18 protein-coding genes and 1 pseudogene are annotated in these 16,459 nt (G+C 64.1%); 13 read left to right on the forward strand and 6 right to left on the reverse strand.

All coding sequences use genetic code 11. The features are described 5' to 3' along the window. The 8 genes and pseudogenes from ACT67G_RS08530 to ACT67G_RS08565 all read left to right on the forward strand — a co-directional run. Nucleotides 1-219: pseudogene (locus tag ACT67G_RS08530) on the forward strand (hypothetical protein); the annotation flags it as partial. Continuing rightward, entirely contained in the window at nucleotides 216-1,082 is an 867-nt protein-coding gene (locus ACT67G_RS08535) for an ABC transporter permease (RefSeq protein WP_443663963.1), read from the forward strand. The pseudogene ACT67G_RS08530 and the gene ACT67G_RS08535, both read left to right, overlap by 4 nt. Nucleotides 1,083-1,097: 15 nt before the next feature. Next, on the forward strand, nucleotides 1,098-2,510 hold the full coding sequence (locus tag ACT67G_RS08540) for a Gldg family protein (protein ID WP_443663964.1): 1,413 nt from the start codon (nucleotides 1,098-1,100) through the stop codon (nucleotides 2,508-2,510). Nucleotides 2,511-2,559: 49 nt separating this feature from the next. Continuing rightward, on the forward strand, nucleotides 2,560-3,597 hold the full coding sequence (locus ACT67G_RS08545; protein WP_326215061.1) for a DUF4340 domain-containing protein: 1,038 nt from the start codon (nucleotides 2,560-2,562) through the stop codon (nucleotides 3,595-3,597). A gap of 34 nt (nucleotides 3,598-3,631) precedes the next feature. After that, on the forward strand, nucleotides 3,632-4,312 hold the full coding sequence (locus tag ACT67G_RS08550; RefSeq protein ID WP_325244827.1) for a response regulator transcription factor: 681 nt from the start codon (nucleotides 3,632-3,634) through the stop codon (nucleotides 4,310-4,312). Between the two features lie 70 nt (nucleotides 4,313-4,382). Continuing rightward, the gene (locus ACT67G_RS08555; RefSeq protein WP_443663965.1) at nucleotides 4,383-5,627 is read left to right on the forward strand and encodes a sensor histidine kinase; all 1,245 of its coding nucleotides are present in this window, start codon (nucleotides 4,383-4,385) and stop codon (nucleotides 5,625-5,627) included. Nucleotides 5,628-5,761: 134 nt separating this feature from the next. After that, complete coding sequence (locus tag ACT67G_RS08560; protein WP_443663966.1) at nucleotides 5,762-6,478, forward strand: response regulator transcription factor; 717 nt, start codon at nucleotides 5,762-5,764, stop codon at nucleotides 6,476-6,478. Beyond that, the gene (locus ACT67G_RS08565; RefSeq protein ID WP_443663967.1) at nucleotides 6,438-8,771 is read left to right on the forward strand and encodes a HAMP domain-containing sensor histidine kinase; all 2,334 of its coding nucleotides are present in this window, start codon (nucleotides 6,438-6,440) and stop codon (nucleotides 8,769-8,771) included. The genes ACT67G_RS08560 and ACT67G_RS08565 overlap by 41 nt, the downstream gene beginning before the upstream one ends. Nucleotides 8,772-8,833: 62 nt before the next feature. Here the strand turns inward: ACT67G_RS08565 and ACT67G_RS08570 are convergent, their stop codons facing one another. The 4 genes from ACT67G_RS08570 to ACT67G_RS08585 all read right to left on the reverse strand — a co-directional run bounded on the left by ACT67G_RS08570 (nucleotide 8,834) and on the right by ACT67G_RS08585 (nucleotide 10,815). Continuing rightward, the gene (locus tag ACT67G_RS08570) at nucleotides 8,834-9,583 is read right to left on the reverse strand and encodes an anti-sigma-I factor RsgI family protein (protein WP_443663968.1); all 750 of its coding nucleotides are present in this window, start codon (nucleotides 9,581-9,583) and stop codon (nucleotides 8,834-8,836) included. Further along, a complete protein-coding gene (locus tag ACT67G_RS08575) occupies nucleotides 9,573-10,058 on the reverse strand; it encodes an RNA polymerase sigma factor (protein ID WP_443663969.1) in 486 nt (161 codons plus the stop codon). The genes ACT67G_RS08570 and ACT67G_RS08575 overlap by 11 nt, the downstream gene beginning before the upstream one ends. A gap of 16 nt (nucleotides 10,059-10,074) precedes the next feature. Beyond that, nucleotides 10,075-10,293, reverse strand: a complete 219-nt coding sequence (locus tag ACT67G_RS08580) for a hypothetical protein (RefSeq protein WP_443663970.1) — start codon at nucleotides 10,291-10,293, stop codon at nucleotides 10,075-10,077. A gap of 93 nt (nucleotides 10,294-10,386) precedes the next feature. Then, nucleotides 10,387-10,815: a PaaI family thioesterase gene (locus ACT67G_RS08585; protein WP_443663971.1), complete on the reverse strand. Its 429-nt coding sequence runs from the start codon at nucleotides 10,813-10,815 to the stop codon at nucleotides 10,387-10,389. A 151-nt stretch (nucleotides 10,816-10,966) separates the two neighbouring features. Between ACT67G_RS08585 and ACT67G_RS08590 the strand changes: the two genes are divergently transcribed. From ACT67G_RS08590 to ACT67G_RS08600, 3 genes are all read left to right on the forward strand, one after another. Continuing rightward, nucleotides 10,967-11,329 (forward strand): ArsR/SmtB family transcription factor, encoded by a 363-nt coding sequence (locus ACT67G_RS08590; protein WP_325247304.1) that lies wholly within the window; start codon nucleotides 10,967-10,969, stop codon nucleotides 11,327-11,329. A gap of 38 nt (nucleotides 11,330-11,367) precedes the next feature. After that, a complete protein-coding gene (locus tag ACT67G_RS08595; RefSeq protein ID WP_443663972.1) occupies nucleotides 11,368-11,586 on the forward strand; it encodes a cation transporter in 219 nt (72 codons plus the stop codon). Nucleotides 11,587-11,690: 104 nt separating this feature from the next. Then, nucleotides 11,691-13,616, forward strand: coding sequence for a heavy metal translocating P-type ATPase (locus tag ACT67G_RS08600; RefSeq protein WP_443663973.1), 1,926 nt, complete (start codon nucleotides 11,691-11,693; stop codon nucleotides 13,614-13,616). Between the two features lie 41 nt (nucleotides 13,617-13,657). Here the strand turns inward: ACT67G_RS08600 and ACT67G_RS08605 are convergent, their stop codons facing one another. Both ACT67G_RS08605 and ACT67G_RS08610 read right to left on the reverse strand, forming a co-directional pair. Beyond that, nucleotides 13,658-15,013, reverse strand: a complete 1,356-nt coding sequence (locus ACT67G_RS08605; RefSeq protein ID WP_443663974.1) for an MATE family efflux transporter — start codon at nucleotides 15,011-15,013, stop codon at nucleotides 13,658-13,660. Beyond that, the gene (locus ACT67G_RS08610) at nucleotides 15,006-15,437 is read right to left on the reverse strand and encodes a MarR family winged helix-turn-helix transcriptional regulator (protein WP_325247308.1); all 432 of its coding nucleotides are present in this window, start codon (nucleotides 15,435-15,437) and stop codon (nucleotides 15,006-15,008) included. The genes ACT67G_RS08605 and ACT67G_RS08610 overlap by 8 nt, the downstream gene beginning before the upstream one ends. A 174-nt stretch (nucleotides 15,438-15,611) precedes the next feature. On the opposite strand from ACT67G_RS08610, the gene ACT67G_RS08615 reads away from it, so the two are divergent. Next, on the forward strand, nucleotides 15,612-16,052 hold the full coding sequence (locus tag ACT67G_RS08615; protein WP_443663975.1) for a hypothetical protein: 441 nt from the start codon (nucleotides 15,612-15,614) through the stop codon (nucleotides 16,050-16,052). 18 nt (nucleotides 16,053-16,070) lie between these two features. Then, complete coding sequence (locus tag ACT67G_RS08620) at nucleotides 16,071-16,445, forward strand: hypothetical protein (RefSeq protein WP_443663976.1); 375 nt, start codon at nucleotides 16,071-16,073, stop codon at nucleotides 16,443-16,445. The last annotated feature ends 14 nt before the right edge of the window (nucleotides 16,446-16,459 follow it).

The raw sequence follows: 16,459 nt of genomic DNA on the forward strand, positions 1-16,459 counted from the left end.
TCTCTGGCCCTGGAGGCGGACCGGGACGTCCGGGAGAACGTGTTCCGCTCCTTCGCCGGGGCGGGGGTGCCGCTGCTGGAGCTGCGCTCCCGCACCGCCACTCTGGAGGACGTCTTTTTGGATCTCACCGACGACGACGATGCCGTGGCCGCCCGGGCGGCGGCACTGCTGGGGAGCAAGGCCCCGGAGCAGACGGAAAAGGAGGGGAAGCGGGCATGAAAGCCATTTATAAGCGGGAGGTATGCGCCTACTTCCACGCCATGACCGGATGGGTGTTCACGGCGGTGGTCACCGCCTTTACGGGCATCTACTTCCTCTCCTACAACCTCTCCTACGGAGACCCCTATTTCTCCACGGCCCTGAACGCCTCCCTCTTCGTGATGCTGGTGATGGTGCCCATCCTCACCATGCACTCCATGGCCGACGAGCGCCGCAGCCGCACGGACCAGCTGCTGCTGACGGCGCCGGTGTCGGTGGGCGCCATGGTGTGGGCCAAGTACCTGGCCATGCTGACGGTGCTGGCGGTGCCCACCGCCATCGCCGCCCTGTGCCCCCTCATCATCCGTCTCAACGGCACCGCCTTCCTGGCGGCGGACTACGGCACCCTCCTGGCCTTTTTCCTGCTGGGCGCCGTGCAGATCGCCGTGGGAGAGTTCATCTCCTCCCTGACGGAGAGCCAGAGCATTGCCGCCGTGGGCACCTTTGCCGCCCTGCTGTGCCTCTTTCTCTGGGAGGGCCTGGTGAGCTTCCTGCCGGTGACCGCCATGGGCTCCCTGGTGGGGCTGCTGGTGATCGCCCTCTTTCTCTCCCTGGGGGTCACCGCCCTCACCGGCAGCTGGAAGCCCGGCGCCGCCGTGCTGGCGGTGAGCTGGGGGGCAGCCATCGGCGTCTACGTGTGGGACGCCGACCGGTTTGCAGGGCTGTTGCCGGATCTCTTCGGGCGTTTTTCCCTGCTGGCGGCCTTTGACAGCTTCGCCGTGGATCACGTCTTCGACCTTACCGGCGTGGTGCTGTACGTGACGCTGGCCCTCCTGGCCCTGTTTCTCACGGTCCAGGTGGTCCAGAAACGCCGCTGGAGCTAAGGAGGTGCATCCGTTATGAAAAAACCGAATTTCCGGGCGGCTTGGCACAAAGCGGCCGCCGTGCGCACCTCCCGCTACGGGCTGTGGTCGGCGGGGATCACCGCCCTGGCAGTGGCGGTGGCCATCACCGTGAATCTGCTGGTGGGCCAGCTGCCGGAAACCTGGACACAATTCGACATGTCCGGCAGCGGCATCTACGACATCACCGACACCTCCCGGGACTACCTGGCGGATCTCACAGAGGACGTGGAGATCCACGTTCTGGCCAACGAGGAGAGCCTGGATACCCGCATCACCCGCTTTCTCTCCCTCTACCAGGATCTCAGCGACCACCTGACGGTGGAGTACACGGACCCCAACGTGTTTCCCTCCGTCCTCACCACCTACGGCGTGGACGCAAACACCATCGTGGTCACCTGCGAGGCCACGGGACGCCAGGAGTCCTTTTCGATTGACGAGATCATTGGATATGATATAATGAGTTATTACATGTACGGGGTCCAGAGCGAGACGGACTTCGACGCCGAGGGCCTTCTCACCTCCGCGGTGGATCTGGTGCTCCGGGGTACCACCCGCACCCTCTATCAGTTGGAGGGCCACCAGGAGACCGCCCTGCCGGACACCGTCACGGAGCAGCTGGACAAGGCCCATCTGGCGGTGGAGTCGCTGAACCTCCTCACCGCCGGCGCCGTGCCGGAGGCGTGCGACGTGCTGGTGATCAACGCCCCCCGCCGGGACTTCTCCGAAGACGAGATCTCCGCCCTGTCGGAGTATCTTGCCTGCGGGGGACAGGTGGTGTGCATGCTCTCCGACGTGTCCCTCCCCAACCTGGAGGGGCTGCTGGCCCAGTACGGCATCACCGTGGCAGAGGGCCTGGTGGCGGACACGGAGCGCTTCTACCAGAACAACCCCTACGCCATCTTCCCCCTCATCGACACCAGCGTGGACCTCACCGCCGACGTGAACGGCGACGCCACCGTCCTCTTCTACGCCGCCCGGGGCATGACGGCCACGGATCCCGTCCGGGACACCATCACCGTCTCCCCCTTCCTCACCACCTCCGAAAGCGGCGTGGCCGTGGTGGATGAGAACAACCAGACCCCCGGCACCTACGCCGTGGGCATCCTGGCAACGGAGGCCATCGACGACGGCATCACCGCCCGGCTGACGGTCTTCGGCTCCAGCGCCCCGGCGGATGAGAGCCTCATCGCCCAGTTCCCCAGCCTGGAGAACCTGTCCCTGTTCGTCAGCGCCGTCACCGTGGGCTTTGACGACGTGGGCGGGCTGGACATCGCCCCGGTGAGCCTCTCCACTCCCTCCAACACCATCCTCACCGGCGGGTTGTGGGGACTGCTGTTCATCCTGGTGATCCCCTCCGCGCTGCTCATCGGCGGCTTCCTCCACTGGAACCGCCGCCGCAGGATGTGAGCGGTCCGCTCCGCCTGAAAACTCCTTCCAAAAGCATGGAGGTCTTGCTATGTCCAATCAACAAAAACGCACCTTCCGCATCCTGCTCTCCATTGCCATTGTGCTGGCAGTGGCTCTGGCGGCGGTTTTGATTTACAAGAGCCGCTCCGCCGCAGCCGCGGAGGAGGCCGAAGCCCAGGCTCAGGCGGACGCCGTCATCACCCAGGAGCAGGAGTACAACGCCCTCTCCTATTACAACGGCTCCGCCACCCTCTCCTTCACCCTGGACGAGGCGGGCAGCTGGGTGTGGGCGGACGACCCCACCTTCCCCCTGAACCAAACCACCGTCACCGCCATCGTGGACCTTCTCACCAGCCTCACCCCCCAGCAGACCATCACCGACGGCGACACCCTGGAGGCCTACGGGCTGGATAACCCCTCCGCCACCCTCACCGCCTCGGGAGAGGACGGCGCGTCGCTGTCCCTCACCCTGGGCAAGACCACCACCGACGGGCAGAGCTACTACATGATGATGAACGGGGACGAGAGCACCGTCTACATCATCGCCGGCACCCTGTATAACTACCTCTCCACCCCCATCTACGACATGTGCATCCTGCCGGAGATCCCGGACATGGCGGAGGAGAACCTCAGCTCCGTCACCGTCCTGGGCACCGTCTCCACCACCCTCACCGCCTCTCAGGAGGAAACCGACACCGCCGGCGAAGCGGAGGAGGGCAGTGACGACGCCGATGCTGCCGAAGAGGACGCCGCCGTCACCGTCACCTGGACCGACAACCAGGGCACCGACGTAACGGACAACGAACTCCTCACGGCCCTTTTGACGGAGCTGGAGACCTTCACCCTGGACAAGTGCGCCGACTGGCGCCCCTCCGACGAGGCCGCCTCCATCTGCGGCTTTGACGCCCCCTCCGCCGTGGCGGAGATTGCCATGGGGGAGACCACTCTCACCATCACCGTAGGCGGCGCCACCCTGGACGGCACCGGCTACTATGTCCGTCTGGATGACGACACCACCATTTATCAGGCCACCACTGCCAACGTGGACACGCTGCTCTCCGTGGCCGCCGGCGGGATCGGGGCGTAACGCCCATCCCCATACATCCGAAGGAGGGACGCCCATGCGGGTATTGATCGTGGAGGACGAGGTGCGTCTTGCCCAGACGCTCCAGGACCTCATGGAAATGGAGGGCTACACCGCCGACGTCTGCCATGACGGCGAGGCGGGACTGGACAATGCCCTCAGCGGCATCTACGACGTGATCTTGCTGGATGTGATGCTGCCCAAGCTGGACGGGTTCACCGTGCTGCGGCGGCTGCGCTCGGCGGGCAGCGCCGTGCCGGTGCTGATGCTCACCGCCCGGGACCAGGTGGGGGACAAGGTGACGGGGCTGGACGCCGGCGCCGACTACTACCTCACCAAGCCCTTTGAGCCCCGGGAGCTCACCGCCTGCGTCCGGGCCCTGACCCGCCGCCAGCCGGAGCTGCGCAACACCGACGCCCTCACCTGCGGGGACATCCGGCTGGAAAAGAGCTCCTTCTCCCTGTGCAAGGGGGAGCGGTCCGTGCGCCTTTCCCGCAAGGAGTTCGACATGATGGAGCTGCTGATGCTCAACCAGCACCAGGTGGTCACCAAGGAGACCCTGCTTCTGAAGATCTGGGGCTACGAATCCGACGCCGAGGACAACAACGTGGAGGTGTACATCTCCTTCCTGCGCAAGAAGCTGGAGCACCTCCACTCCTCCGTGAAAATCCGCACCATCCGCATGGTGGGCTACTGCCTGGAGGAGGGCGCTTCCTGATTTTCCACGTTTTCCACGGCTTTTTCCACGTTTTCCACAGAGTTTTCGACATAAGGAAGGATTTTCCTCCATGATCCGGAAATTACAGCTAAAATTCGTGGCCATCTGCATGGTTCTGGTGACCGCAGTCCTGTCGGTGGTGTTCGGCGCGGTGTACATGGCCATGGGCCAGAACATCGAGGCCCTCAGCCGCCAGGTGCTCCAGCGGGTCATCGACGAGACCGCCACCTCCTCGGACATGTCCCGGCCGGACATCAGCATCAACATCGGCGGGGACAAGGTGCTCTTGCCCTATTTCACCGTGGTAGTGCAGGAGCAGTGGGACGGGACCTACGTGGCCACCGTCACCGCCGGCACCTATGCCAACCTCAACAACACCGAGGAACTCCAGGACATCCTCACCGACTGCCTGTCCCAGAACCAGGCGGAGGGCGTGGTGCGGGAGTACGGCCTGCGGTACCTGCGCCAGGACAACCGCCTTTTCGGCTACAAGAACATCGCCTTTGTGGACATGTCCATGGAGCAGGCCACCTTGCAGAAGATGATGTACTCCTATCTGCAGATTGCCCTGGCGGCGCTGCTTTTGCTGCTGGGTGTCTCCGTGGTGCTCTCCCGGTGGGCCACCCGCCCGGTGGAAAAGGCCTGGCGCCAGCAGCGCCAGTTCCTCTCCGACGCCTCCCACGAGCTGAAAACACCCCTGACGGTGATCCTCTCCAACGCGGAGATGCTCCAGTCCGCCCCCCTGGCCGACAAGCCCGCCCGCTGGGCGGACAACATCCGCTCCGAGGCCGGACGGATGAAGTCCCTGGTGGAGGAGATGCTGACACTGGCCCGGGCGGACAACATGGTCCGCACCGCCGTGATGGCGGAGGTCTCCCTCACCGACGTGGCGGGGGACTGTGCCCTGGCCTTTGAGCCGGTGGCCTTTGAGGCGGGCAAGCCCCTGACCTACGACATCGCCCCGGACATCACCGTGGAAGGGGACGCCGTGAAGCTCCGGCAGCTGATCGGCGTCCTGCTGGACAACGCCATCAAGTACGGCGCGGCAGGGGGCACCATCACCCTCTCGGTGCAAAAGACCGGCTCCAGCGCCCGGCTGACGGTGGCCAACCCCGGAGAGCCCATCCCGGCACAACAGCTCTCCCGCCTCTTTGAGCGGTTCTACCGGGCGGACGCCTCCCGGGGGGAGCAGTCGGGCTTCGGCCTTGGGCTGCCCATTGCCTCCACCATCGCCGCCGAGCACAAGGGTACCCTCAAGGCCGAGAGCGACGCCGTCTCCACCCGCTTCATTTTCACCATGCCGGTGAAAAAGTGAACAACCGTCCCAAGCGCCGCCCCCAGGCCCGGGGGCGGCGCTTTACAAACCGTAAGAAATTTGTAAGAATGTCCTTGAGAACTCTGTAAGAACTCCCTGCTATTGTGATGGCAGCTTCAAGGAGGGATTTCCACATGAACGAGTGCATTCTGGTGGTGGACGACGATCCGGAGATCGTGGGGGCCATTGCCATCACCCTGGAGCGGGAGGGGTACCGGTGCCTCAGGGCCTACGACGGCCTCCAGGCCCTGGACCTTTGCCTGGATCCGGCGGTGCGGCTGATCCTCATCGACGTGATGATGCCCCGGCTGGACGGCCTCTCCGCCCTGATGCGCATCCGGGAGAAGCGGAATCTGCCGGTGATCGTCCTCTCCGCCAAAAGCGAGGACTCCGACAAGATTCTGGGCCTTTCCATGGGGGCCGATGACTACGTCACCAAGCCCTTTAACCCCCAGGAGCTCCTGGCCCGGGTGAAAAGCCAGCTGCGCCGGTACACCCAGCTGGGGGACGTCCACGCCCAGGAGCGTGCCGGGGTGCTGGTAAACGGCCGCCTCACCTACGACCCGGAGAGCCGCCAGCTCACCGCCGACGGGGAGGAGGTGCGCCTCACCGCCACGGAGACCAAAATCGTGGAGCTGCTCATGCGCCACCCCGGCCGGGTGTTTCCGGCGGAGGAGATCTACCGCCGGGTGTGGGGGGAGGAGACTGCCTACGCCTGCGAGAACACGGTGATGGTGCACATCCGCCGCATTCGGGAAAAAGTGGAACTCAATCCCAAAGAGCCAGATTACATCAAGGTGGTGTGGGGAATTGGATACAAAATGGAACGGCACGGACCACGATCCCGGTGAGGACGTGGAATACTATGTGGCCTCCCAGATCCAGGACGCCCTGGAGGGAGCGGAAGCGGCCCCCGGCGTCATACAGGTGACGCCCAAAAAGCATCCCAGGTTCCGGGCCTGGACGGGCGTCCTGGCCCTGCTGGTGGGCTTTGCCCTGGTGGCGGGCAGCCTAGTGGGCGCTCTGGAGCGGTGGGCCACCGGCAACGATGGGGACTTCTGGAAGACCGACTGGCAGGAGACCGCCGGCTTCCGCCAGGCGGTCAGCGACTATGTGCGGGACTTTCTGACTCTGGGGGCCGGGGGAGAGCTCACCTGGTATGACACGGTGCTGGAGGGCACCGTCTGGGAGACCAACGGCGGCTGGTGGGGGGACACCGCCACCACCGAAACAGCGGAGGAAGCGGATACCAATACGGCGCCGGATGCCGGTTATCAATCGGATAAAAACGTCCTGTATCGGATCACAAAAGACGGCGAAGACCTCTATACCAACACCGACTGGTCTTTGGCCAATCCCAACTCCCTGCCGGAGGGGTACAGCTTCCTGCTGGTCTTCAAAGACGGCAAGGCCCAGGCCTGGAAGGACGGGGAGGAGCTGGACCTCTACGGCGACGGCATCTACACCCGGGAGAGCCCCTGGTACCTGCCTGGCTACGAGAACTTTACCGCCGGGGAGGATGTTGCGGGCGTGGAGGTGCGCATGGCGGTCCGGGAGGAGCCCATCCCCTATCTCCAGGGGCAGTACGCCGGTGGCTATGTGGAAGGTGACTCTCCCATGTACGCGCTGTATGACAGCTTACGGGAGGCCCGGCAGAGCTATCTTGCCTGCGCTGTGACCTGCATCGCGGGGCTGTTTGTCCTGTCGCTGGCCTTTTTCTGGAAGGAGGACCGCCGCCGGGCGGAGGCGGCCATCGCCGCCAAAACCCGGTACGTGTGGACGGAGCTGCGGTTTCTTGCGGTGGTGGTGTGCCTTATGTGGCTGATCTTTGGCTACACCGACCAGGGACGGCCCGTCTGGCTGCTGTTCCATTTTCTCTCCAGTATCGGGGACTTGTCTCCAGGCACCCTTGTACGGGAGTATCTTCCAACCGGCATCAGCATGGTTCTGGAAGACCTTCCTCTTCTGTTGATTCTCTGCCTGGTGCTCTGGCTCATCCACGTAGACCACCGGCATAACCCCAAGGAGAGACGGCGGGGATGGCTGCGGAGCCTTGTCCGCATTCTCCGGGACCGGACGCTGCAGCTGCCGGTGCAAAGGCACCTGCGGCGGTGGGCACTGACTCCGGCAGCGGCCATGGTCCTGGGGGCCGCAGCGATGTTCCTGCTCCTGGTGATTGGTGTAGAGTTGTTCTGGTGGAACGTATATTTTGCTTATATGCTGCTGACCATCCTGGGGTTTTTGCTGATACTGGCCCTTTGCATCCTCTCCGCCCGGCACCAGCTGTCCCTGGCCCGGGACATCGGGCGTTTGGCGGACCAAACGGCGGCCATCCGGGCCGGAAAGCTGGACGCCGCGGCGGAACTTCCAGCCGACACAGACCTCCATCAGATCGCGGAAGACCTCAACCACATCCAGGCAGGCCTCCAGCAGGCCCTGGCAGACCAGACCCGCAGCGAGCGGATGAAGGTGGAGCTGATCTCCAACGTCTCCCACGACCTGAAGACCCCCCTGACCTCCATCCTCTCCTATGCGGAGCTGCTGCGCCAGGAGCCCCTGGAGGGGGCGGCGGCGGACTACGCCCGGATCATTGACGAGAAGGCCCAGCGCCTCAGGGCCATGGTCCAGGACGTGTTCGAGGTCTCCAAGGCGGCGGCGGACCAGCTGCCGGTGCACCTGGAGCGGCTGGACTTTGCCAAGCTGGTGCGCCAGACCCTGGCGGACATGGCGGATCCCATCGAAAAAAGCGGCCTGGCCTTCCGGGTGGAACTGCCGGAGGGGGAGGTTCCCATCACGGCGGACGGCAAGCGGATGTACCGGGTGTTCCAGAACCTGATCCAAAACGCCCTGCAGTACGCCCTTCCCGGAAGCCGGGTGTATGTCACCCTTACGGTATCGGGAAGCCGGGCGGAGACGGCGGTGCGCAACACCTCCCGCCAGGAGCTGCCCAAGGGTGTGGACTTCACCGCCCGGTTCGTCCGGGGGGACGAGAGCCGCACCGACGGCGGCAGCGGCTTAGGGCTCTCCATCGCCAAGAGCTTTACCGAGGCCTGCGGCGGACAGTTCCGGGTGGAGACGGTGGCGGACCTCTTCACCGCGGCGGTGTCCTTTCCCCTGGCGGGGGAGGGCGCTCCCAAGGCGTAAAGAAACAATCCCCCGGCGGATGATCCGCCGGGGGCTTCTTCTCTTTATTTGGTCAAACCGGCTCAGCATCCGCCGCGGTGGCCCCGGCCGTGCTCCTGGCCATGGCCCGCTCCGGCGCCCTGCCACGTTTCCTGAGAACCGGCGGGGACGTCGCTATCATCTCCCCCCAGGGCGGCGATGCGCGCCCGGATCTCCCGCATGGTCATCCCCTGGACCTCCTCCGCCGTGATGGTGGGATCCAGGGCACGGAGGGCAAGATAGGCGCTGTACTTGCCGTAGGAGAGGCCGCAGCTGTGGGCGTCGGACACGTCGCCGTAGTCCGCGGCGTAGCAGTGGGCGCCGGGGGTGGCGGCGGCGCAGGCCTCCACACCGGAGAGCAATTCTCCGCTCCCGTTTCCGGTGAGATCCACCACGGCGATGGACAGCTCCTCTCCCTGGGCAAGACACTCCGTGACGGCGCCGCTGGAGAGGATCTCCTCCAGCGCCGTCCGGTAATCCCGAAACCGCACGTTGAGCGCCGCGGCCAGGGCCTCTCCGTCGTCGCCCAGGCCCTCCAGGGACAGCACCCGGTCAAAGCGGTTTACCTCCAGCTCCACCGAGGGGTTGATGTCCACGCTGATGACGGCGGCGGGGGTGAAATAGGCCCGCCAGCCTCCCAGCGTCACCACCACCACCGCAAAACAGGCAGTCGCCATCAGGGGACGGAGCCGTTTTCGCCGCCGGACCTGACGGGCCACGGCGGCCCGGGTGCGATCCTTCACCTCCTCCGGCGCCCGGAGGGCGTCAAAGGTCTCCCGCATCTCATGTTCCATCCCCGTCACCTCCCAGCTTTTGACGCAGCAGCTCTTTGGAGCGGGTGAGCAGCGTATAGACGGTGTTGACGTTTTTCCCCAGCAGGCGGCCGATCTCCGGGGCGGTGTATCCCTCGTAGTAGTGCAGGTATACCACGTCCCGGTATTTCTCCGGCAGGGCCTGCACCGCCTCCAGCACCTCCCGGTGGTCCGGGGGCAGGGGGGCGGGCCGGTCTCCCAGGGCCTCCAGGGGCATCGTGGGCGCGCGGCGAAAGCGGCGCAGCAGATCCCGGCAGGCGTTCACCGTCACCCGGATGAACCACGCCTTCTCATGCTCCGGCCCCCGAAAACTGCCCGGCCGCAGGGCGTACTTCAAGAACACCGTCTGGAAGATATCCTCGGTGTCGGCGTGGTTTTTCAAATGAACCGTGCAGATCCGCCACACGGTGTCGGCGTACTGCTCCACGGCCCGGTCCACCTCCGCTTCGCTGCGCATGGCAAGCCCCCGTCTCTTAGTTTCTGCAGCCTCCCCGGCCGTGGCCCCAGTGGCCGCCGGTACCCAAATGATCGCACACGCCGTCGCCGTCCGCGTCCACGTAGTTCCATCCCTGGCCGGTGCACCCGGTACCGGCACTGCCGGCACCGTGGTGCCCGCCTGCCGCCAGGGCGGCTGTTGCGCACAGCCCCAGAGCCAGCACCAGGGCGATGAATATGGCAAGACCTTTTTTCATGCAGATTCCTCCTCGTTTTCAACGGGCATCCCGTGCCTCTTTCCTTCAACACCGCTCCGGCAGGGGAAATCCATTCACCGGGAGAAAAAAATTTTACTGGTGGTGAACTTTGCTGTCCATGAGGCCCTTGTCCACGCAGAAGAAGGTGAACTCTCCGGTGGCCAGAAGCCTCCCGCCCTCGCCCACGATGTCCACCGCGGTGAGCACCGTGGACTTGCCCCGGTGGCGCACGGTGGCGATGGCCCGGACGGTTCCCTCCGACTGGTTGCGCAGGAAGTGCAATGCGCTGGTTTGGGTGACATAATACCGTCCGTCGGTGTGGGCGGCGGTGCCAGTGGCATTGTCTGCCAGGGTGTAGATGGCGCCGCCGTGTACCATGCCGTAGGGGTTGCAGCTCTCCGGCCGGATGGTCAGGGCAAACACCGCCCGGTCCGGCTCCACGGACTCCAGCTCCATATAGTTGTGCAGCATAAACGCATTCTTTTCCGCCCGGCTCCGGGCTTTGGCTTCCAGTTCGTTCATATGAATCCTCCATGGTTGATATTCCGCTTAGTGTACCACGGCGCCGCTGTTTTTTCCACATTTTTTGCAAGAGGGGTTGACAAACGGGTTCTGCCGTATATACTGAACATATGAACAATCATTCAATCATTCAAACGAGGGAGGGCTGCCCATGGAGGATCGCTACAACGTGGAGTGCTGCGACTTTATCCACGCCCACGAGGACATCGTGGAGAAAGTCCGGCAGGTGATGCCGGGGGAGGACACCCTCTACGACCTGACGGAGCTGTTCCGGATCTTCGGGGACTCCACCCGGGTGCGGATTTTGTACGTGCTCTTTGAATCGGAGATGTGCGTGTGCGACATTGCGGCGCTGCTGGGCATGACCCAGTCCGCCATCTCCCACCAGCTGCGGGCCTTGAAGAGTGCCCGGCTGGTGAAGTCCCGCCGGGAGGGGAAGACGGTGTTCTACTCTCTGGCGGACGACCATGTGAAGGCCATCATCAACCAGGGGCTGGAGCATGTCAGCGAGTAAGTTTTCCACAGAAATTTATTTTTAGGGGGAATCTCATCATGAAAAAGCGCTTCAATCTCACGGATCTGGACTGTGCCAACTGCGCTGCCAAAATGGAGACGGCTATCAAGAAGATTGACGGCGTCCACAACGCCACCGTCAGCTTCATGACCCAGAAGATGACCATTGACGCCGACGACGACCGCTTTGCCGAGATCATGAAAGAAGTGGTGGCGGTGTGCAAAAAGGTGGAGCCGGACTGCGTCATCAACCTGTAAGTGCATCCATTCCGGAGAAAGCGGCAAAGCCGCTTTTTTCGGCTCTAAATCCCCCGGTGGGGGAAAAATCCTGAAGTTTCCTTTTGGAAAAGGAGGCCGTTTTCATGGGCAATCTCTCCAAAAAACAAAAAAAGATGCTCCGGCGCATCCTGATCGCCGCGGCGCTGCTGGCGGTGCTGGCGCTGGCAGGACCCCGGCTCACCATCCCGCTGTGGCCCCTGTACCTGATTCCCTATCTCATCATCGGCTGGGATGTTCTGTGGAAGGCCATCCGAAACATCGCCCACGGCCAGGTCTTTGACGAGAACTTTTTGATGGCTCTTGCCACCGTGGGCGCCTTCTTCACCACCGAGTATTCCGAGGCGGTGTTCGTCATGCTCTTCTACCAGGTGGGGGAGCTCTTCCAGGACTACGCCGTGGGCAAGTCCCGCCAATCCATCGCCGCCCTCATGGACATCCGGCCGGATACCGCCAACCTGGAAAAGGCGGACGGCACCGTGGAAGAAGTGGACCCGGAGGACGTGGCGGTGGGGGACATCATCGTGGTGAAGCCCGGGGAGCGGATCCCCCTGGACGGGGACGTGGTGGAGGGCACCTCCACCCTGGACACCGCCGCCCTCACCGGCGAGTCCGTGCCCCGGGACGCCGGGGTGGGGGACAGCGTCCTCAGCGGCTGCGTCAACCAGGCGGGGCTGCTGCGGGTGCGGGTCACCAAGCCCTACGGGGAGTCCACCGTGGCCCGGGTGCTGGACCTGGTGGAAAACGCCAGTGAGAAAAAGTCCCGCTCCGAGCAGTTCATCACCCGCTTTGCCCGGTACTACACCCCCTGCGTGGTGCTCTCCGCCGCGGCCCTCTTTGCCGTGCCCTCCATTTTGCTGGCGGTGCTGCCGGGGGAGAGCCTTCCCGGCTTCCTGCTGGGCACCGATTGGTTAGGCTGGCTCCACCGGGCCCTCATCTTCCTGGTGATCTCCTGCCCCTGCGCCCTGGTGATCTCCGTGCCGCTGAGCTTCTTCGGCGGCATCGGCGGCGCCGGCAAGTGCGGCATCCTGGTAAAGGGCGGCAACTACCTGGAGGCCCTGGCCAAGGCGGAGACGGTGGTCTTCGACAAGACCGGGACGCTGACCCAGGGGACCTTCACCGTGGCGGCGGTGCATCCCGAGGCCGCCTTTACCCAGGAGGCGCTGCTGGAATACGCGGCCCTGGCGGAGCAGTGGTCCGACCACCCCATCGCCCAGTCCCTGCGGGAGGCCTGCAAGGCCCCCCTGGACCCCGCCCGGGTCACCGACGTGGAGGAGCTGGCGGGCCTGGGGGTTAAGGCCCGCGTGGACGGCCGGGAAGTGGCCGTGGGCAACGCCCGTCTCATGGAGTGTCAGAGCGTCAACGCCCTGCCCTGTGAGCTGCCGGGCACCATCGTCCATGTGACGGTGGACGGGGTTTACGCCGGGCACATCGTCATCTCCGACCTGCCCAAGGCCGACGCCAAGGACGCCATTGCCGCCCTGAAGGCCGCCGGGGTACGCCGCACCGTCATGCTCACCGGCGACGCCCGGGAGGTGGCTGCCGCCGTGGCGGCGCAGCTGGGGGTGGATGAGTTCCACGCGGAACTCCTGCCTGCCGACAAGGTGGCGCTGACGGAACAGCTCCTTGCCTCCACAGCCCCGGGCACCAAGCTGGCCTTCGTGGGAGACGGCATCAACGACGCCCCGGTCCTCACCCGGGCGGACATCGGCATCGCCATGGGCGCCATGGGCGCCGACGCCGCCATCGAAGCGGCGGACATCGTCCTCATGGACGACAAGCCCTCCAAGATCGCCCAGGCCATGGCCATTGCCCGCAAGACGGTGCGGATCGTCCGGGAGAACATCGTCTTTGCCCTGGGGGTCAAGGCCGCGGTGCTGATCCTGGGCGCTTTGGGCGACGCCACCATGTGGGCGGCGGTGTTTGCCGACGTGGGCGTGGCGGTCATCGCCATTTTGAACGCCATGCGGGCTTTGCGGGTGCCCAAGATGGACGGGGAGAAAAACGTCTGAGAAAACCAGAAAAGGACCGGAGAAAATCTCCGGTCCTTTTTTTATGCTGTTTTGGGCTTCCGGACGGGGGCGTAGCCATACTTCCTCCGGCCCCAGAGCAAAAAGCCCACAGAGACCGCCAATCCCAGGCATTCCGCCGCCGGAACCGCCAGCCAGATACCCGGCTTTCCCAAAAGCTGCGGCAGCACCAGCAGCATCCCCACCAGAAAGAGGAAGGTCCTGGCAAAGGAGATGAGGGCGGACACCAGCCCGTCGGAAAAGGCGGTGAAGAGGGAGGAGGCAAAGATGCTCACCCCCATCAGCAAAAAGGAGCCCGCGTAGAGTGGGAAGCCCTCCATGGTGATGGCGTAGACGGCGCTTTCTGCCTGGGTGAAGGCCTCCAGGCACAGCCCGATGCTCATGCGGGAGAGCACATAGGCCCCCAGGGAGCACACCGCCACGAAAATGAGGCAGCACCGGAAGATCCCCCGCAGCTGGGGGAGATCCTGGGCGCCGTACTTGTAGCTGACCACCGGAGCTACCCCCATGGAAAAGCCGAAGAACACCGCCGTCAGCACGAACTGGAAGTACATGACGATGGTGATGGCCGCCACGCCGTCCTCCCCCCAGTAGCGCAGAAAGAGGATGTTGAAAAGGAAGGTGGTGACGGCGTTGGCGATGTTGGTGACCATCTCCGAAGAGCCGTTGCCGCAGGTCTTTGCCAGCATAGGCCAGTCCGGCCGGAAGGGCACGAAATAGAGGGATCCCCGGCGATTGAGGAAAAAATACACCGTGCCCGCCACCGCCGGGATGCAGTAGCCGATGACGGTAGCCACGGCGGCCCCGGCGATGCCCATGTCCAGGGGGCCCATGAAGGTGATGTCCAGCACCACGTTGGCAAGACCTCCGGCCACCGTCAGCCCCAGGCCCAGCCCGGGAAGGCCCGCCGTGACAAAGAGCACCTGGTAGGCCGTCTGCAAAAAGAAGGCCGGGGCGAACCACAGCAAAATCCGGGTGTAGGTGCGGCACAGGTCCATCTGGGCGGGACTGGTGCCCAGCAGGCGCAAAATCTCATCCAGAAAGAGATTGCCCAATACCAGAAACACCGCGCCCACCACCGCCGATACCGCCACCACGCAGGAAAAATCCCGCCGGGCCTCCAGGGCCTTTCCCTCTCCCATCTTCCGGGCGATGACGGCGCTGCCCCCGGAGGCCAGCATGATCCCCAGGGCCATCTGCAGGCAGTTGAGGGGATAGGCCATGTTGACGGCGGAGAGGGCCAGCGTCCCCACGTACCGGGAGATGAAAATGCCGTCCACAATGGTGTACAGGGACAAAAACACCATCATCACCATGTTGGGCAGGGCAAAGCGCAGCAGGGAGAGGGGCGTGAAGGCGCGGGAGAGGGCATTATCCATGCCGCACCTCCTGGGCAAAGGCGGCGGTAAAGGCCAGCTGCCCCGTCACCACCGCTTGGGCCGCCTGGGCGCCGATGGCCTCCAGGGCCCGGTCCTCCATGGCGTACAAATCCGCCAGCTGCTCCCGGGCATAGGCGCGGCCCTCCGGGGTGAAGAAGATGCGCTTCTCCTTTTTGTCCCGGCCGGTGTCCAGGCGCACATAGCCCCGGCGCTCCAACTCCTTGACCACAGTGTGCACCGTCTGCTTGGGCAGCAGCCACCCTTCGGTGATCTCCTTTTGGGTGACGCCGTCCCGCAGGTCCAGGGCGTAGAGGGTCATCATGGTGTTGTAGCTCATGCCGTGGCACCGGGCCCATTCGCCGTACAGCTCCGTCTGGCGGCAGATGCAGGTGCAGATGATCTCGTTTTGTTCTCTGGCAGTCATGGTCGTCTCCTTGTGTCACGTACTTAGTACGGATTGGGACTATATGATAGTACGAAACAGGACCATTGTCAAGGGGCGGCAGAATGTTCATGAAATCTCCATGATTTTCTGCCGCCCCCATGATACAATTCCTCTCCATCACACGTGGGATTTTCCCAAAAGGAGGGAGCGCCCATGCTGCCAAAGGGCATCACCGGATTTTATGACCGCACCCAGTCCCCGCCTCCCATGCTGGAGGAGAAAACGTTCGACCGCTTCTGCTACGCCCTGGCCCGGGCCCATGGCGGCAGCGTCCTTTTCGTAGACCACGACACCACCGGAAAAAATTTTTACGCCGCCCACATGGAGCTCCGCCATACTCCCTGGGTGCTTCTGGTGAATGCCTACCACCCCTACGGGGCCTTTGCCCCATCCCTGGATGCCTGGCCCCCGGCGTTTGGGGACCCGCCCGTTGATCCCACCCCCTTCTGGCCGGAGCTGCAATGGATGAAACCGGCGCAGCTGGGGCAGGACTGGCATGATTGCGTCAGGGAGCTGGGGGAGGCGGAGATGGCGCAGATCCGCGATTGGAACCCCCGCACCGTGGGGGAGATTCTGTTCAATTTCTGGGACTGACGGGAAAGGAGACCTGAGATGAACCCTGACAAGACGCATCTTTACAAGGAGGAACGCCGCCAGCCGGTGCCGGAGGAGCCTGCTCCCCGCCGCAGGAAATCCAAAACCGCGTCCTCCTCCAACAGCCGGCGGCGCGCAGACCACAAGCACGCCTACCGGAAGATTATCCTCCACTACGGCAGCAATGCCTTCTGCTGGGGGCGGCAGTGTCAGCTGTGCGGCAGGATTGACGATGCCTACAAGGCCTCCAGCTGGGGGACCGGGGAATTTCGGATCACCGCCCCCTGGGAGCGGGGCAGCTGGGAGGACTTTTGCCTTGGTGAGATCCACCAGCGGTATCCCGACGTTCCCATTCTGACCTTGCAGGACCGGCAGTGGAACCTATGGCCGTAAAAAGGACCACCAGG

The organism is Dysosmobacter sp., assembly GCF_052306735.1.
In the GTDB taxonomy this organism is placed as follows: Bacteria; Bacillota; Clostridia; order Oscillospirales; family Oscillospiraceae; genus Oscillibacter.

Coding starts and splice junctions, on each gene's coding strand:
- ACT67G_RS08545 (WP_326215061.1), top strand. CDS start 2,560: ATGTCCAATCAACAAAAACGCACCTTCCGCATCCTGCTCTCCATTGCC.
- ACT67G_RS08535 (WP_443663963.1), top strand. CDS start 216: ATGAAAGCCATTTATAAGCGGGAGGTATGCGCCTACTTCCACGCCATG.
- ACT67G_RS08620 (WP_443663976.1), top strand. CDS start 16,071: ATGAACCCTGACAAGACGCATCTTTACAAGGAGGAACGCCGCCAGCCG.
- ACT67G_RS08555 (WP_443663965.1), top strand. CDS start 4,383: ATGATCCGGAAATTACAGCTAAAATTCGTGGCCATCTGCATGGTTCTG.
- ACT67G_RS08575 (WP_443663969.1), bottom strand. CDS start 10,058: ATGCGCAGCGAAGCGGAGGTGGACCGGGCCGTGGAGCAGTACGCCGAC.
- ACT67G_RS08550 (WP_325244827.1), top strand. CDS start 3,632: ATGCGGGTATTGATCGTGGAGGACGAGGTGCGTCTTGCCCAGACGCTC.
- ACT67G_RS08595 (WP_443663972.1), top strand. CDS start 11,368: ATGAAAAAGCGCTTCAATCTCACGGATCTGGACTGTGCCAACTGCGCT.
- ACT67G_RS08605 (WP_443663974.1), bottom strand. CDS start 15,013: ATGGATAATGCCCTCTCCCGCGCCTTCACGCCCCTCTCCCTGCTGCGC.
- ACT67G_RS08610 (WP_325247308.1), bottom strand. CDS start 15,437: ATGACTGCCAGAGAACAAAACGAGATCATCTGCACCTGCATCTGCCGC.
- ACT67G_RS08580 (WP_443663970.1), bottom strand. CDS start 10,293: ATGAAAAAAGGTCTTGCCATATTCATCGCCCTGGTGCTGGCTCTGGGG.
- ACT67G_RS08570 (WP_443663968.1), bottom strand. CDS start 9,583: ATGGAACATGAGATGCGGGAGACCTTTGACGCCCTCCGGGCGCCGGAG.
- ACT67G_RS08585 (WP_443663971.1), bottom strand. CDS start 10,815: ATGAACGAACTGGAAGCCAAAGCCCGGAGCCGGGCGGAAAAGAATGCG.
- ACT67G_RS08590 (WP_325247304.1), top strand. CDS start 10,967: ATGGAGGATCGCTACAACGTGGAGTGCTGCGACTTTATCCACGCCCAC.
- ACT67G_RS08560 (WP_443663966.1), top strand. CDS start 5,762: ATGAACGAGTGCATTCTGGTGGTGGACGACGATCCGGAGATCGTGGGG.
- ACT67G_RS08540 (WP_443663964.1), top strand. CDS start 1,098: ATGAAAAAACCGAATTTCCGGGCGGCTTGGCACAAAGCGGCCGCCGTG.
- ACT67G_RS08600 (WP_443663973.1), top strand. CDS start 11,691: ATGGGCAATCTCTCCAAAAAACAAAAAAAGATGCTCCGGCGCATCCTG.
- ACT67G_RS08615 (WP_443663975.1), top strand. CDS start 15,612: ATGCTGCCAAAGGGCATCACCGGATTTTATGACCGCACCCAGTCCCCG.